At 43.3% G+C, this 15044-nt stretch carries 11 protein-coding genes; 9 read left to right on the top strand and 2 right to left on the bottom strand.

The genetic code is table 11. The features are described from left to right. Positions 1–51: 51 nt before the first annotated feature. Entirely contained in the window at positions 52–1152 is a 1101-nt protein-coding gene (locus BVG16_RS21945) for a response regulator transcription factor (protein ID WP_078501332.1), read from the bottom strand. Positions 1153–1304: 152 nt separating this feature from the next. On the opposite strand from BVG16_RS21945, the gene BVG16_RS21940 reads away from it, so the two are divergent. The 6 genes from BVG16_RS21940 (at position 1305) to BVG16_RS21915 (ending at position 8208) form a co-directional block, all read left to right on the top strand. After that, positions 1305–2381, top strand: a complete 1077-nt coding sequence (locus BVG16_RS21940; RefSeq protein ID WP_078501331.1) for a saccharopine dehydrogenase family protein — start codon at positions 1305–1307, stop codon at positions 2379–2381. Between the two features lie 63 nt (positions 2382–2444). Next, positions 2445–3071, top strand: coding sequence for a nitroreductase family protein (locus BVG16_RS21935; RefSeq protein WP_078501330.1), 627 nt, complete (start codon positions 2445–2447; stop codon positions 3069–3071). Positions 3072–3289: 218 nt separating this feature from the next. Further along, a complete protein-coding gene (locus BVG16_RS21930) occupies positions 3290–4051 on the top strand; it encodes an ABC transporter ATP-binding protein (RefSeq protein WP_078501329.1) in 762 nt (253 codons plus the stop codon). 16 nt (positions 4052–4067) lie between these two features. Beyond that, positions 4068–5918 carry an FtsX-like permease family protein gene (locus BVG16_RS21925; protein WP_078501328.1) on the top strand — a complete coding sequence of 617 codons (1851 nt, stop codon included), beginning with the start codon at positions 4068–4070 and terminating at the stop codon, positions 5916–5918. 200 nt (positions 5919–6118) lie between these two features. Continuing rightward, entirely contained in the window at positions 6119–6826 is a 708-nt protein-coding gene (locus tag BVG16_RS21920) for a response regulator transcription factor (protein WP_078501327.1), read from the top strand. After that, positions 6781–8208 (top strand): sensor histidine kinase, encoded by a 1428-nt coding sequence (locus tag BVG16_RS21915; RefSeq protein ID WP_233147134.1) that lies wholly within the window; start codon positions 6781–6783, stop codon positions 8206–8208. Before BVG16_RS21920 ends, BVG16_RS21915 begins: the two co-directional genes overlap by 46 nt. A gap of 54 nt (positions 8209–8262) precedes the next feature. Here the strand turns inward: BVG16_RS21915 and BVG16_RS21910 are convergent, their stop codons facing one another. Then, positions 8263–9849, bottom strand: coding sequence for a multicopper oxidase family protein (locus BVG16_RS21910; protein ID WP_408635362.1), 1587 nt, complete (start codon positions 9847–9849; stop codon positions 8263–8265). A 242-nt stretch (positions 9850–10091) separates the two neighbouring features. On the opposite strand from BVG16_RS21910, the gene aspS reads away from it, so the two are divergent. The 3 genes from aspS to BVG16_RS21895 all read left to right on the top strand — a co-directional run bounded on the left by aspS (position 10092) and on the right by BVG16_RS21895 (position 15033). Continuing rightward, positions 10092–11411 (top strand): aspartate--tRNA(Asn) ligase, encoded by a 1320-nt coding sequence (aspS, locus tag BVG16_RS21905; RefSeq protein WP_078501324.1) that lies wholly within the window; start codon positions 10092–10094, stop codon positions 11409–11411. A 224-nt stretch (positions 11412–11635) separates the two neighbouring features. Continuing rightward, a complete protein-coding gene (locus BVG16_RS21900; protein WP_198957518.1) occupies positions 11636–14047 on the top strand; it encodes an excinuclease ABC subunit UvrA in 2412 nt (803 codons plus the stop codon). After that, a complete protein-coding gene (locus BVG16_RS21895; protein ID WP_078501322.1) occupies positions 14044–15033 on the top strand; it encodes a serine hydrolase domain-containing protein in 990 nt (329 codons plus the stop codon). The genes BVG16_RS21900 and BVG16_RS21895 overlap by 4 nt, the downstream gene beginning before the upstream one ends. Positions 15034–15044 lie beyond the last annotated feature (11 nt).

Below are 15044 nucleotides of genomic sequence, written 5' to 3'. Positions count from 1 at the left end.
CTAATGTAGACGTTAAAAACGGTGGAGACTTCGGTCTACCACCGTTTTTTGTTATACATTCATATTCAAATCATCCAAATGTACGCTGAAGCGGGAATATAATTGCCACGTGAGTTCTCTTCGACTAGTAACTCCAGTCTTAAGGAAAATTGACTTCAGATGGTCTTGTACCGTGTAGGCCGAAATATACATCGTCTCCGCAATTTCTTTGGTCGAAAACCCTCTCACAATCCGCTCAAGAACTTGCTTCTCACGTTCAGATAAGCCATACGCTTCAGAAATCATAGGGAAAATATCGGAAGGTTTCGCGAGCTCAATCCATACGGCAAACTGTTTCGTAGCTACAGAACCTTGGAGCACGGTTGCCCGAATCATAAGATAAGGGCCTTCCGGAATACGGATACATGTTTTCGCAGATGATTTGAGTTCGATGTTCTTGTCCATTTCTGCAAGCGCGCGTGAGCAGACTGCACGGATAGGTCTTGGTATCGTGTTATCGTCAATCCCTTCCCATGTTCTGAACAAGGATAGCCAGTGGTCTGCCTGCAGATTAGATGAGCTTCGGGATAGGTGGTCCGTGAGAATGAGAATGCCCGGTTCCTGTTCAAGCCATGCGACTTCTTGTTCTGGTATTGCAAGGGCCAGTTTGCGAAGGTGGCGAGCAATCGATGGGATTAGTGATGCTACGAATTGTCTTTCATCTTCTTGGAACAAGGGGGAATTCACCTTGCGGAATAATGTCAGAAACCCCCAACATGCGCCATTCCACAGCATGGCTGCTTTCAGTTCATCGTGATAACCGGCAGGAAGGAGTACGTTGCGGTATTTGCTGCTGCGTTCTAATTGGCCTCCCGTTGCTCCGCTTAATGTAGCTATAGGGTCTTGGGATCGAGATAGTTGGTCGAAGGAATTGAAGTCACCACGAACGTACTCATATTCGAAGAGTTGAGCATGAATAGACTCAATTCCATCATCTGTTACTGCACCGGTCGAAAGGAGTGTATTCGGATCTACGGTTGTAAAACATACCCCGTCAAATGGAACGGCTTCACGCAGTAGTGTGAGGATAGTCTCTCGATAAACTTGGGAATGGGTTGTTTTAGTTGCAAGCGAATCGATTTTGGAATAAATGGCTTGCCTATTTCTTGCCATGATGCAATCTCCTTTCCTGATCTATCTGAAGCGTATCACCTAATATCAATATCCCACATTTATGGGATCGTGAAATGATGGCGACTTCTTTATAATTGAGAACAATTCTTAATTAGTGTATAGCAATGATAGGGAGTTGAAAAGAGAACGTGATGAGAGATCGAATTATGGTGATAGGTGGATATGGACATGTAGGGCAGACCCTATGCAAGGAATTGGGGAAGCGATATCCTGGAAAAGTGTACGCTGCAGGACGAAATCTAGATAAAGCTGAGCAATTCTGCCGAACAACGGGAGGAGACATTCTCCCTTTTCAGATCGACATTTCAAATGCAATGGATAAAGAAATCTTACACCATGTCAAACTGGTTGTGATGTGTATGGATCAGAAAAATACGTTTTTCGTTCGGAGTTGCTTAGCTCAAGGCATTCATTATATCGATGTATCTGCGGATTATTCATTTTTGTCTCAAGTAGAAGACTTGCATTCTATTGCTAGTGAACATCATGCAACAGCTGTGCTTAGCGTTGGGCTTGCACCTGGAATAACGAATCTTTTAGCATTGGAAGCGTCGAAGGCGATGGATAAAGTTCATCGATTGGATATCTCAATCATGTTAGGTACAGGGGATAGCCATGGGCAAGCAGCCATCGAATGGACTGTGGATAATATCGGGAAGCCAATGGAAGTCATGGAGAAAGGCCAACGCGTCAGGGTTCCAAGCTTTACGAATGGGAGATCGATAGATTTCGGCGAGCCTATGGGTCAAATGAGAGCATACCGGTTTAACTTTTCAGATCAACATGTCTTGCCTCGAACGTTAGGTATTCCAACTGTCACGACTCGGTTATGTTTTGACTCGGGGTTGGTTACACGTTCCCTAGCTTTGTTTCAAAGGTTAGGGCTTACGAAACTATTAAACAACAACGGTATGCGGAAACTCGCCGTGCAACTGTTCGGACAACTCAAGCTTGGAACCGATCAATATGCACTCAAAGTCGATGCGTGGGGGAGAAAGTCCCATAAGAAGGTACGTAGTGAGCTCTTCCTGCATGGGAATAACGAAGCTAGAATCACGGCTCTAACAGCTGCGGCTGTTGCGAACATTGTCTATGAAAAATCATTACGCCAGGGCGTATTCCATATTGAACAGTTGTTGGATTGGCAGACAGTTAGAGATTCAGTGGAGTTGTCGGTGCAATACAAATCCATTATGATGGAAGAATAAGGTCTATTTATAATTGTTGGAATTGACCTAACATCATTTATTTAGCGAAGGAGTCTAACCTACATGACAACATTTGAAAATTTGATCAAAGAACGCCGTTCCGCGATGAAATTTATACCGGACATTGAGATTTCGCGCCAAGAGTTGGATGAAATTTTCGCCTTGACCACATTAGCGCCATCCGCCTTTAATTTGCAGCATACGCAGTATGTAGTCTTACAGGATCAGGAGATGCTGAATCAACTATATGACCGTGCGAACAAGCAATACAAAGTCAAAACAGCCTCCGCAGTGATTATCGTATTAGGTGATACCTTAGCCTATCAGAATATTGCGCAGCTAAATGAAGGGTTTTTACACCTCGGCGTATTGAGCAAGCAAGAATATGATGCGGAGAACGATGGCGTTACCCAATTCTATGAAAATAGAGGAGAAGCCTATTTAGCAGAAGATGCGATTCGAAATGCTAGTATTTCCGCAACGCATTTTATGCTTTCAGCAAAGTCTAAAGGATGGGATACTTGTCCCATGAGCGGCTTCGATGGAACGGCAATTCGGGATTTGCTTCATATTCATGAGCGTTACGTGATTGCAATGATGATTGCTGTAGGCAAAAGTGATCCTGCGAAACTTAGACCGAGAGGGTATCGTAAACCCGTTGCAGAGTTCGTACAATATGGTGCATTTTGACATTATTCCTACATAAGAAACTTATAGTGGATAGATACGTGGCCGTTCCATAGGTTTCGTAATAATAGGGCAGGACTCTTTTATAGAGTTTCTGCCTTTTTTGGAGTTCATTCGGTATTCTTACAAACTTGTAAGACTGCTGTAATTAGAAATGATGGGTGGATGTGAAGAGATTGGTTAGTATTAGTAAAGACAAAGAAACATGTGGGAGGATATTTATGAAAACACCGGTTGTAGACGTGAAAAACGTAAAAAAAGTATATGGTAAATCAGGTGAAAGTCAATCCTACGCTTTAAATGGCGTATCGTTCTCTATTTTAGAAGGAGAGTTCGTTGGCATTATGGGTCCGTCGGGATCCGGAAAAACAACATTATTGAATGTGATATCTACCTTAGATAAAGCCACCGAAGGAAGTATTCATATTGCAGGCAGTGATATCACGACGATGAAGCAAGGTGCGCTATCCGATTTCCGTTCGCAGAAATTAGGCTTTATCTTTCAAGATTTCAATTTGCTAGAGAATTTATCTATCTATGAAAATATTGCTCTACCCTTGTCCTTGCAGGGCGTATCTTCAAGAAAAATCGGTCCTATGGTACAGAAAGTAGCAGCGACGCTACGAATTACAGAGATTCTACAGAAGTACCCGTCCGAAGTTTCCGGCGGTCAGAAGCAGCGTTGTGCAGCAGCACGTGCGTTAGTCCATGAGCCAGCGATTATCCTTGGCGATGAGCCGACAGGCGCATTGGATTCTAAGAATGCAACGAGCTTGCTCGAAGCGATGACGAATTTGAATGAGAACCATGGGGTATCGATTATGATGGTTACGCATGATGCGTACAGTGCAAGTTATTGCCAGCGTATCCTATTTATTCAAGACGGCGAACTATATAAGGAAATTCATCGCACAGGCGCTCGTGAAGACTTCTACCGAGAGATTCTAGATGTTCTCGCAGACTTAGGCGGGGCGAAAGCGTAAGAAAGGAGGTTAAGGCATGTTATTCAAACTATCCATGTCAGGACTCAAAAGCAAATTAAAAGATTATATTGTGCTTCTTGCCGGTCTTGTCATGTCCATATCCATTTTCTATATGTTCGAAACTTTAGCCATGAATCGTACGTTTATTGAAGCAAATTCCATGATTGGACCGATTCAATTCGTCTTTCATGCAGGTTCTGTTCTACTAGCCATTGTAACGTTCTTCTATATTCTGTATGCCAATTCGTTCTTATTGTCTCTACGGCAGAATGAATTCGGGATGTATATGATGCTTGGAGCGAAGAAACATAAAATTACGTTTTTGATGTTTATCGAGACGATTATGTTGGGGATCATTTCCATGGTTCTCGGGGTTGCGGTGGGGATCGGGCTTGCCGAAGGAATCGGGCGACTCCTCATGAAAGAACTGGAATTCCCCTCGGATGGGTATCATGCATTCTATGTGCCTTCCTTGGTGGTCACTTGCATATTTTTCTTTGTGTTATTTTTTATCTCTGCGATCATGAACATTTTGAAGTTACTTCGCGTGACGATCTTGCAACTTATTCATGCTGACGTCCAAACCGATCGTATAACCATCAAAGGGAAGAGAACCGTTGTCATGGCGTTCTTTTCAATCCTATTATTGCTGATTGGGTATGCGGCTATGATCAATATGGCGGTGCTGCAGCATTTTGGGGTTATTATCGCATTGATTACGATCACATCAGGTACGTATTTATTATTCATGTCTTTCTTCCCGTTAATCATTCATAAGATGAAGAAAAATAAGAAACGTACAGAAAAAGGGATCAATGCCTTTACTTTTGCACAATTAAATTTTAGAATCAACAGTTTGACGAAAGTGTTAGCAACGGTCGCGATGTTAATTGCTCTTGCCGCTGGTGCGATTACAGCAGGGATGGCATTTAAGAATAACGTGCACATCATGGTGGACGGATTTAACATTTATGATGTTGGGATTCATAATCCGACGGCTGAAGAAAAGAGAATTCTCGAACCGATCACGTTCATAGAGAAGCATGAATATCGCTATAAAGTCGATGAGAAATTCGTCTATTATTTAAAAGAAGATCTCATGAAGAATCCGCCGTTGGTGCAGACGGGAAAGGCGAGAGAGGATTTTGGGCAGACCAAAAATGTTTCTGAAGATCTTCCGGTAGGTGCCGAATCAGCAGGTGGAAAGAACGAAGCGAAGGATATGATCAAGCTGCCAGCAGAGTGGGCTGAAGCGATGAATACGATCGAACCGTATTACGTGCATCCGAAACTTCGGATTAAGATTGTAGATCAGAAGATGTACGATCAGCTCCAAGGCAAGGAAGGTCTCGTTTGGATTGGTAAATCAGATGATTTTATGAAGTACACAAAGGTATGGAAACAAATTGATGAATTACAGTTGAAGAAATACACAGATCTCAAAGCGGAACGCATGAATAGCAAATATACAAATTATGTAGGGTTTAACAGTATCTCGAGCGGAACTGTGTATATGGGCTTCTTCCTAGGGATTGCTTTCCTTGCGATGATGGCAAGCTGCTTGATGTTCAAAATTCTAACGGGTGCATCCAAAGACATCAAACGTTATGAAATGCTGCGTAAAATTGGGGTTCGTCGCGAATTGCTCACGAAATCCATGTATAAAGAGTTGTTCATGGTGTTCTTGTTCCCGGCGATCCTCGGGATCATCCATGTATTGATCGGGATGAAGATGTTCTCGTTCATACTCGTCAATCCGTATTATCGCGTATGGCTGCCTATCATGCTGTTCGTCGTAATTTATGCAATTTACTATTTTATCACGGTTCAATTGTATAGAGGGATTGTACTCCCAAAAGAAAAATAAAAGCTTATCCGCATGACCTCCTACATCGTAGGAGGTTTGTTTTTTGTAGGGGCATGATTGTAACTCCATAGAATCTACATATTTCCGTAATATAATGGAAAGCATCGTTTAAAATGAGTTGAAAGACGTCTAAAATAAACAATATACACCGTGATTACACATCATATTTTTATATTTTCAATAGAATGGCAGGTGTGACCATGTCAAAGCTCCACATATTAATTGTTGATGATGAATGGAAGATGAGAAACCTGCTGCGCATTTATTTGATGAGGGAAGGATTTAACGTACATGAAGCTGCAACAGGCCATGAGGCCTTCGTGAAAGTGAAACAGATGTCCTTTGACCTCATCCTGTTGGATATTATGATGCCGGATATGAATGGGTGGGAGGTATGCCGGAACATCCGCGAAATCTCAAATACCCCAATCATCATGTTAACCGCACGTGTTGATACAAAAGATAAAGTTCAAGGGTTAGCGATCGGAGCGGATGATTATATCACTAAGCCTTTTGAATCCGAAGAACTGTTAGCCAGAATACATGCTTTGATAAGAAGATCAAAATATGTGCAAGTAGCTACCCCAGAGGTAACGAAGTTAGAATTCCGAGGGTTAGAGATTTTCGTAGAAGGCAGGCAGGTTACGGTAGAAGGTAGAATCATTGATTTTACGCAAAAGGAATTTGATGTGCTTACGAAATTAGCTACCCATCGTCAACGCGTGTATCAACGGGAGGAGCTCGTAGAGCAGATTTGGGGTTATGATTACAATGGCGATGTTAGAGTCGTAGATACGCATATCAAAAATATCCGTGAAAAAGTGCAGCGCAACGGACTTTCTTACAACCCGATTCAGACTGTATGGGGGATAGGGTACAAGTTCAACGCACCCCAGCCATCAGCATGAAGAATAACCGGATTGGCGTCAAGTTAGGCCTGATTATTATGTCTGTGTTTTTAGTGGTGTTATTAACTTTAGGTTTTGTGATGAATCAACTTTTCACGAATTTTTATTATAAAGAAATGAAAGCGGATGTCGAGGAATTGACGGCGCATTTTGCGATGATGGCTTCAACCCATGATGCTTCAACCGATGAAATGATCAATACGTTCGCTGAATTCTCGAATGTGAGCATCTTTCTCCTGAATACGAATGGTGAATTGCTTGCGCACTCAGGTCATCATGAAGTGACGGATCGTGCATTTGTGCATCCTGAAGATTTCAAAAAGTTGTCCGAGGGCGTTCTTATGAATGAAGAACATCGAGATCCATCAGGCACACGATATTTCGTATCGGCCCGAGAGGTGCTCGTAGATCAGGAATCACCGAACTATATGTACGTGTTAGCCTCCACGGAAGCCATGGATAAGTCCATTGCGAATGTACGGTACTTGTTGATTCTCTCTGGTGTCGGTGCGTTCCTTCTAGCGATTGGCATTACCTGGTTTATTGCACAGTTGTTGTCTCGGCCATTGATTGAGATGCAACAAGCTACACGGAAGATTTCACAAGGTAAATTAGATACGCGCTTAGAAATTCACTCAAAAGATGAGGTCGGATCTCTTGCGGCAACGATCAATGATCTAGCACGGGATTTGCAGCATTATCGAGATTCCCGCCAAGAGTTCTTTGCGAATATCTCGCACGAACTTCGCACGCCGTTGACCTATCTGGAAGGTTATACCCAAGTATTGAAAGAACACTTATATGAAACAGATGAAGAACGTGACATGTATCTTCACATTGTACATGAAGAGGCCCTTCGTATGCGCTACTTGGTAAATGATCTATTCGAGTTAGCTAAGATGGAAGAGGGAAAGTTGGAGCTTGACTTGAAGCCCGTCGATATGGTCGATATCATCCACCGGACCATTCAAAAGGTTCAATATCAAGCAGGCGAGAAAGGGTTGGCACTGACCTTCGATCACGAGAGTCATCGGCCTTACATCATGGCAGATCCGCAGCGGATGGAGCAAATTCTGTTCAACCTATTGGAGAATGCACTTCGATATACCGAGAAAGGAAACGTCGATGTTCATCTGGACATCATCAAACAAGAGGTTGTCCTTACCGTTACAGATACGGGGGTTGGCATACCCGAAGATGAACTGCCTTATATATTCGAGCGGTTCTACCGGGTAGAGAAATCAAGATCCCGACAATATGGAGGCACGGGCCTGGGGCTCGCCATCGTCAAGCAATGGGTCGAGAAGCAAGGGGGTTCCATTCAGGTTTCGAGCAAAACGAACGAAGGCACTTGTTTTGAAATTCGATTTCCAACGTCATGATGCATAACAATCCCCCTCTTGTGGTATGTCCATGGGAGGGGGATTTGTTCATGGTTACTCCGGAATATTCCCAGCATTCGGATCTGGGGTGTAGTTACTGCGGTAATCCGTATACTCCACGTCAGTCACCATACCCGCAGAGGCGTGGTGCAGGTCGTGGCAATGAAACATCCAATAACCGGTGTTGTTGGCTTCGAAGGCGATGACATAGGATTCGCCTGGTTTGACGTTCAACGTATCCTTGACCACGGGAGAGCCCTGCAATGGAACCCCATTTTTGGATAAGACTTGGAAGAAATGACCATGTAAATGCATCGGATGATCATCCTGCTTGGATTGATTCACCATCGTAACTTTGATTGACTCACCTTCCTTAACGTGGATTTTATCCGTATTGGGATAGACTTTTCCATTAATCGTATATACCATTTCTCCATTCTTCATTTCGGTGTTCAGGTTCATCTGAACTTCTTGGTCAAATGACTGATCCAGTGCGAACCGTGATGCAGACGGATTCCCATATTGCGTCAAATCAAACGTTGTAAGTACTTTGTCGGAATCAGAGCGATCTTTTTGCCCGGATATCCCCTCATATTGAATGTAGGTTCTCATTTGCTGAATTCTTGCATCTGTACCATGCTCTTCAAGCAGCCAGCTCCCCGGTTGATCCGCAATAAATTCGATATCGTAACGTTCGCCTGGCGCGATGGATAACAATTGATCCCGAATGATCGCCGGGTTGTTCATCGGCTGCCCATCGGTGCTTACGACTTTAAAGTCATGACCATGCAAGTGCATCTGATGCGAGATATAACCTGCATTAATGAGTCGTAAGCGGACTTTATCCCCTTTTTTCACAGAAAGTTTCTCCACGCTATTGCCAGATTTTCCATTGATGGTATAAAGATCATACATGCTCATATCATGACCTTCCATCGGCATGTTGCCATGATCCATGTCCCCTGATCCCATGTTCATCTGGCTATGATCCATCCCGGCCATATTGTCCATCTCACTCGTGCCGTTCATTTGCATGCCAGTGGCACTGGAGCTCATCCACTCATCTAATACTAGGGTATAGTCTCGATCATAATTGTCCTTGGGATCTTCGACGATGAACGAACCGTATAAGCCTTTATCGACCTGATTCACGCTGTCTTGGTGGGAATGATACCAGTATGTTCCAGGTACGGTTGCTTGAAACTCATAGGTGAACGTCTTGCCAGGAGCGACGGCATCTTGTGTTACGCCGGGGATTCCATCCATCTCATTAGGTACAGGATACCCATGCCAATGAATGGATACGGGGACTTTGAGTTGATTATTCAGATGGATTTTCACCGTATCGCCAACCTTAACGCGGATTTCGGGACCCGGAACAGAATTGTTGAACGTCCACACCGGGATCGTTTCGCCTTTAGCAACTTCCAACATGCTTTCTTGTGCCGTAATGGTAACTTCTTTTCCATTAACGCGGGCAGGGGCAGAAGTAAGCTTAGGGTCGGTTGCGTGACTCATCCCAGACTCGTTCTTCATTTGAACGGCTGCATCTTTAGCCTGATTTTGCTTGAAGCAGCCAGTCGTGACAAGAACAATAACTGCTGAAATGATTATACTTTTAAGCCAAATCGTATTCATCATGAACCTCCATATTCCCTCATGAATTTTACGAGAAACGTAATTGAGATTAGCATAGCCATCAATTATGGAGGATTGATGTGGTTTTTGTGAAATTATAAAGTTATTTTACCAACAAATGGAACTTTGGTCACAGAAGAAATACTGGATAAAATTATAGAATAAAATAATAAATTGGATATAGCCTAAATAGTGTGACGAGTATGCCTTGTTTTCAAAGAAAATGAACAGAAAGGTGATACGTTATGGATAGGATTAACTATGCGCAAGATATTGTAAAACCGCTCAACATGGTCACAGGGCCCAATGGGGAAGTACAGATCTCGGGGTTTATCCACAAAATCCGGGTAATGAGTGGATTCTCGTTTGTTATTCTTAGAGTAAACGGGAGCTTAGTGCAATGTGTTATGAATGAAAGTATGGGACAGGAATTACAAGATCATGTCATTGAGGGAAATACAGTTTCAATCGAGGGACAGCTGAGAAAAGAGGAGAGAGCACCTCATGGTTTTGAAATTGAAATACATGCTTTGCATGTGTTGTCTAAATCCGCGGAACATCCTCCTATTGTCATAAACAGGAAGAATATGAGCTTATCCTTGGATACAAATCTTAATTATAGGTCTATTTCATTGAGACATCCCAAAGAAGCAGCCATATTCAAAATCCAGGAAGGCATTGTTAGAGGCTTTCGAGATTTTTTACATAAAAATCATTTTACGGAGGTTAGGACGCCAAAGATCGTATTTGCCGGCGCAGAAGGTGGAGCGAATATTTTTAAACTTAACTATTTTGAACAAGAGGTTTTTCTGGCCCAGAGCCCACAATTTTACAAACAAGCATTAGTCGGAGTCTATGATCGTGTCTTTGAGGTGGGACCGGTATACCGGGCTGAGAAACATAATACCTCAAGACATTTGAATGAATATACAAGTTTAGATTTTGAAATGGGATATATACACGATTTCACGGACATCATGAAAATGGAAGTGGGTTTTCTGAAATACATGTTTGAGCTGCTAAAAGAAGAATATGCTGATCAGATCAAACTGTTGGACGTAGATATTCCTCATGTAGACTCCATTCCTGCACTCAAATTTTTAGAGGTAAAGAAGATCATCGAGGAAAAATATCAGAGAATTCCCACGGACTATGATGACCTCGATCCCGAAGAAGAACAGCTTATTTGTGATTACGTTAAGCAAGAATATGGTTCAGAATTTGTGTTTGTGACTCATTTCCCTTCGGATAAAAGGCCATTTTATGCACAAGATGATCCCAATTCACCTCAATTTACCTTAAGTTTCGATTTGTTATTTAGAGGTTTGGAGGTTACAACAGGAGGCCAAAGGATACATGATTATCATGATCAAATCTATAAAATGAGACAAAAAGGGATGAATGTAGATGATTTCGAATCGTATTTAATGAGTCATAAGTATGGTATTCCGCCGCACGGTGGGCTTGGAGCTGGATTAGAGAGATTAACGATGAAATTATTGAAACTGCCCAATATCCGCCAAGCATGTTTTTATCCAAGGGATATGAATCGAGTTACTCCCTAAAGAAACCTACTGGTAATATGAAAAAAGAGTAAGAGAAGGAATGCTATTCCGCATGATTTGGCATCCTTCTCTTTTTTGTGCAGAAAATTCATGGATTGGAGCCGCGGTTACATTTTATATCCACTGTTTCTAACCGTATGGTAATATATGGGGGTGGATGGCTGGTTTGAGCCAAACTAGTACATGGCTATAAATACTTGAAACCAATGATATAGGTGGAATCTATGATGAATGAATATATTGAAATCAAAGGGGCACGCATACATAACTTAAAAAATGTAGATGTCCAAATCCCCCGCAACAAGCTTACCGTCATTACCGGCGTATCTGGCAGCGGGAAATCAAGTCTTGCTTTTGATACGTTATATGAGGAAGGGAAACGGCGCTATCTCATGTTCTCTGGCGCGCAGTTTATGGTGGATTCAGTTCCTAATTTTGCTCAAATCACAGGATTGGCTCCGACAGTTGCAGTGGAGCAACGCGTTATTCGGCAATCCAATCCGCGCAGTACCGTAGGAACGCGCTCCAAATTGGACAGCATGCTGGCGATCCTGTTCACGGTCTATGGGGACCGGGATCCGATGTATGATGACGGCGAACCTTTAACGATGGAACAATTTCAGAAAAATTCGCCCAAAGGGATGTGCGTGAAGTGTCTGGGCAGCGGACGATTTCATCCGATTGACGAAGAGGCGATTATTCAACCGGACACGGTCATCTGCAATCTGTTCAACGGCTTCTTAATGAAGCATCGGCATCATCGTGCGAATTTCAAGAAATTTTGTGACCTTTATCAAATCGATGTCCATCAGACGATCAGCTCGTTAACTGAAGAACAGCTCATATTGTTTAAGTATGGATGCCGAAAGACGGGGTTCGTGGGTGCGGTTGTATTTTTCCATGACATGCAGAAGCATTGGGCGAGCAAATTGACCCGTCACAATTCGGGGGATAAAGAAGTCCAGCTATGGGGAATTCCGGCAGGTGCCGTACCCTGCCCTCGATGTCAGGGAACAGGACTTGGTGAACAGGCGATTCATACGACCTTTGCTGGGCGCACGATTACGGAACTGGAAGAGATGTATATCGACGAGTTGTTACCGTTCCTTCGAGAACATCGAGCGATCAGCCGAGGCATCCATATCATCGATGAAATGCTCATGAAACTTCAATGCATGGTGGATGTCGGCTTGCATCATTTATCGTTATCGCGTCCATTACCGACCTTGTCTGGCGGAGAAATTCAACGTCTCTTCTTAGCTTCATTTATTATTGCAGAGTTGGATGGTATCATCTTTATATTTGACGAGCCGACGATAGGACTCCATGAACTAGAGAAAGAGATGCTGATCCGCATCATTCAGAACCTTGTCCGACGCGGGAATACCGTCATCGCTGTTGAGCACGATGAGAATTTTATGAAGGCAGCAGATTATATCATTGATTTAGGTCCTGGTGCAGGAATTGACGGTGGGGAACGTATATTTCAGGGAAGTTATGAAGAGTTGCTGATTTGCAAGCACTCCTCGACCGCACATTACTTATCCGGTGCTAAATCGTTATACACCAAGAAAGAACGCAAATCTATTGATCCAAGTCGAATGCTAAAGATCGAACACGCGAACTTGCATAATTTACGCGATGTTACGGTTCATATACCACTTGGAGGGTTGGTTGGGATCGCGGGTGTCTCAGGCAGCGGCAAATCTAGCTTAATTCACGATACCTTGGTTCCCATATTAAAAGAACGATTAAAAAACAAAGTTGTACATGATGCTGAAGATGAAATATCATCCGTACTGGACAATACAGTAACGATTGAAGGGATCGAACATCTCAAGAAGTGCATCGTTGTCGACCAGAGACCGATCGGAAGGAGCAGAACATCCTGTCCCGCAACCTATACAGGCATGACCGACCGCATACGTACCTTATTCTCCAAAACGCCTGAAGCACAAAATCGAGGATATTCAGCAGGCATGTTTACCGTAAATTCCGAGGGAGGCTGCCGAGCGTGTAAAGGGGATGGTACCAAAAGTTATTATGTAGGCTTCGGTAATTTTATAGATGTTGTGTGCGATATGTGCGGTGGTTCAGGGTTTCTTGAAGAAGCTCTGCAGATTATGCTCGATGGAAAGAACATCAAGGAGATCATGATGATGAGTGTATCGGAGGCAGCACGGTTTTTCGGACGAGTCCAATCGGAGGCTTATGATAAGAGCACCTATAACACCTTAGCGACGCTCGAACGAGTTGGATTAGGGTACATGACGTTAGGCCAGCGAACACCAACCATATCCGGCGGCGAAGCCCAACGAATCAAGCTTGCGAAAGAGCTAACCAAGCAGAAGGGGAGAGATCATTTGTATATCCTCGATGAGCCTACAACAGGTTTATCTTTTGCCGATACGGACCGATTAATCGCTTTAATGACCGAATTGGTCGAAGTTGGGAACACGGTGATCGTTACGGAACATGATCCTTCTGTCTTAGCCCATTGTGATTACATCCTTGAAATGGGACCTGGAGGTGGCAGCAACGGCGGGTCCATCATTGCACAAGGTACGCCGGAAGCGTTAATCGCGGACCCTCAGTCCATGATCGGAACTTACCTGAAGAAGGTGATACAATCATGAAATATGAGTGGCTATATTCAACTCCTGAGGCAGAAGGCATGGACAGTAAGGTATTGGATGAGATCGATGCTTATATCCAATACAAACAATATAGGTTAGTGAACAGTATACTCGTCGTCAAAAACGGCAATATCGTGTTTGAGAAATATTACAATCAATTTGATGAGCACAGCAGAAATTCAATCAAATCGATCTGGAAGAGTATTCTGGCCATCGTAACGGGCATCTGTCTGGATAAAGGAATCCTTCAGAGCCTGGATGAACCGATTGCTGCCTATCTGCCTGAATTTGCTCAACATCTTCATCCATATCACAAGTTAATCACGGTACGTCATTTGCTAACGATGTCTTCAGGATTGTATTGGAATGGCGGGGTGCATTATCATTGCCCGATGATCTTGCAAATGAAAAGAACGCGAGATTGGACTTCATATATGGCGGATATTGCCATGAGCAGTGTCCCGGGCATGAACTATCAGTATAAAGAATGGGACGTCATGCTCCTCTCGGCAGTCATTGGCTTTGCCAGTGGCGGAACAGCCTATGATATAGCCAAAGCTTATTTGTATGATCCTCTGGATATCGAGAGTGGTGTATGGCCCCAGAGTCCGAATGGGTTCTCTTATACCATCATGGAGGGGGAGGAAGAATCGGATTTGTCCGCTAGGGATCTTGCCAAAATAGGCTTGATGTTCCTTCAAGAAGGAAGGTTTGGAGGAGAGCAAATCATTTCTTCCCAATTCGTTCGGCAAGCACTGACTCCCGCCTGTACGGAAGCTTATATAAGTCCATCTTCTACGCACTCTTCCTATGGTTTCTTGTGGTGGTTAGAACAAGAAGGCTATGGGTGCCGTGGATATGGAGGGCAAGAGATGTATATCATCCCTGAGCATCAATATATATCGATTATTCAAGCTACGCCGACACCAAGGAGTAAAATGTATGGTGATCTGCGGAGTGAATTTTTGCGAAAAGCGATTTTATGAGTAAAATCTCT

The organism is Paenibacillus selenitireducens (assembly GCF_002021565.1).
GTDB classification, from domain to species: Bacteria; Bacillota; Bacilli; order Paenibacillales; family Paenibacillaceae; genus Paenibacillus_K; species Paenibacillus_K selenitireducens.
The sequence above is the reverse complement of the archived record's forward strand: the minus strand, read 5'-3'. Positions and strand labels throughout refer to the sequence as shown.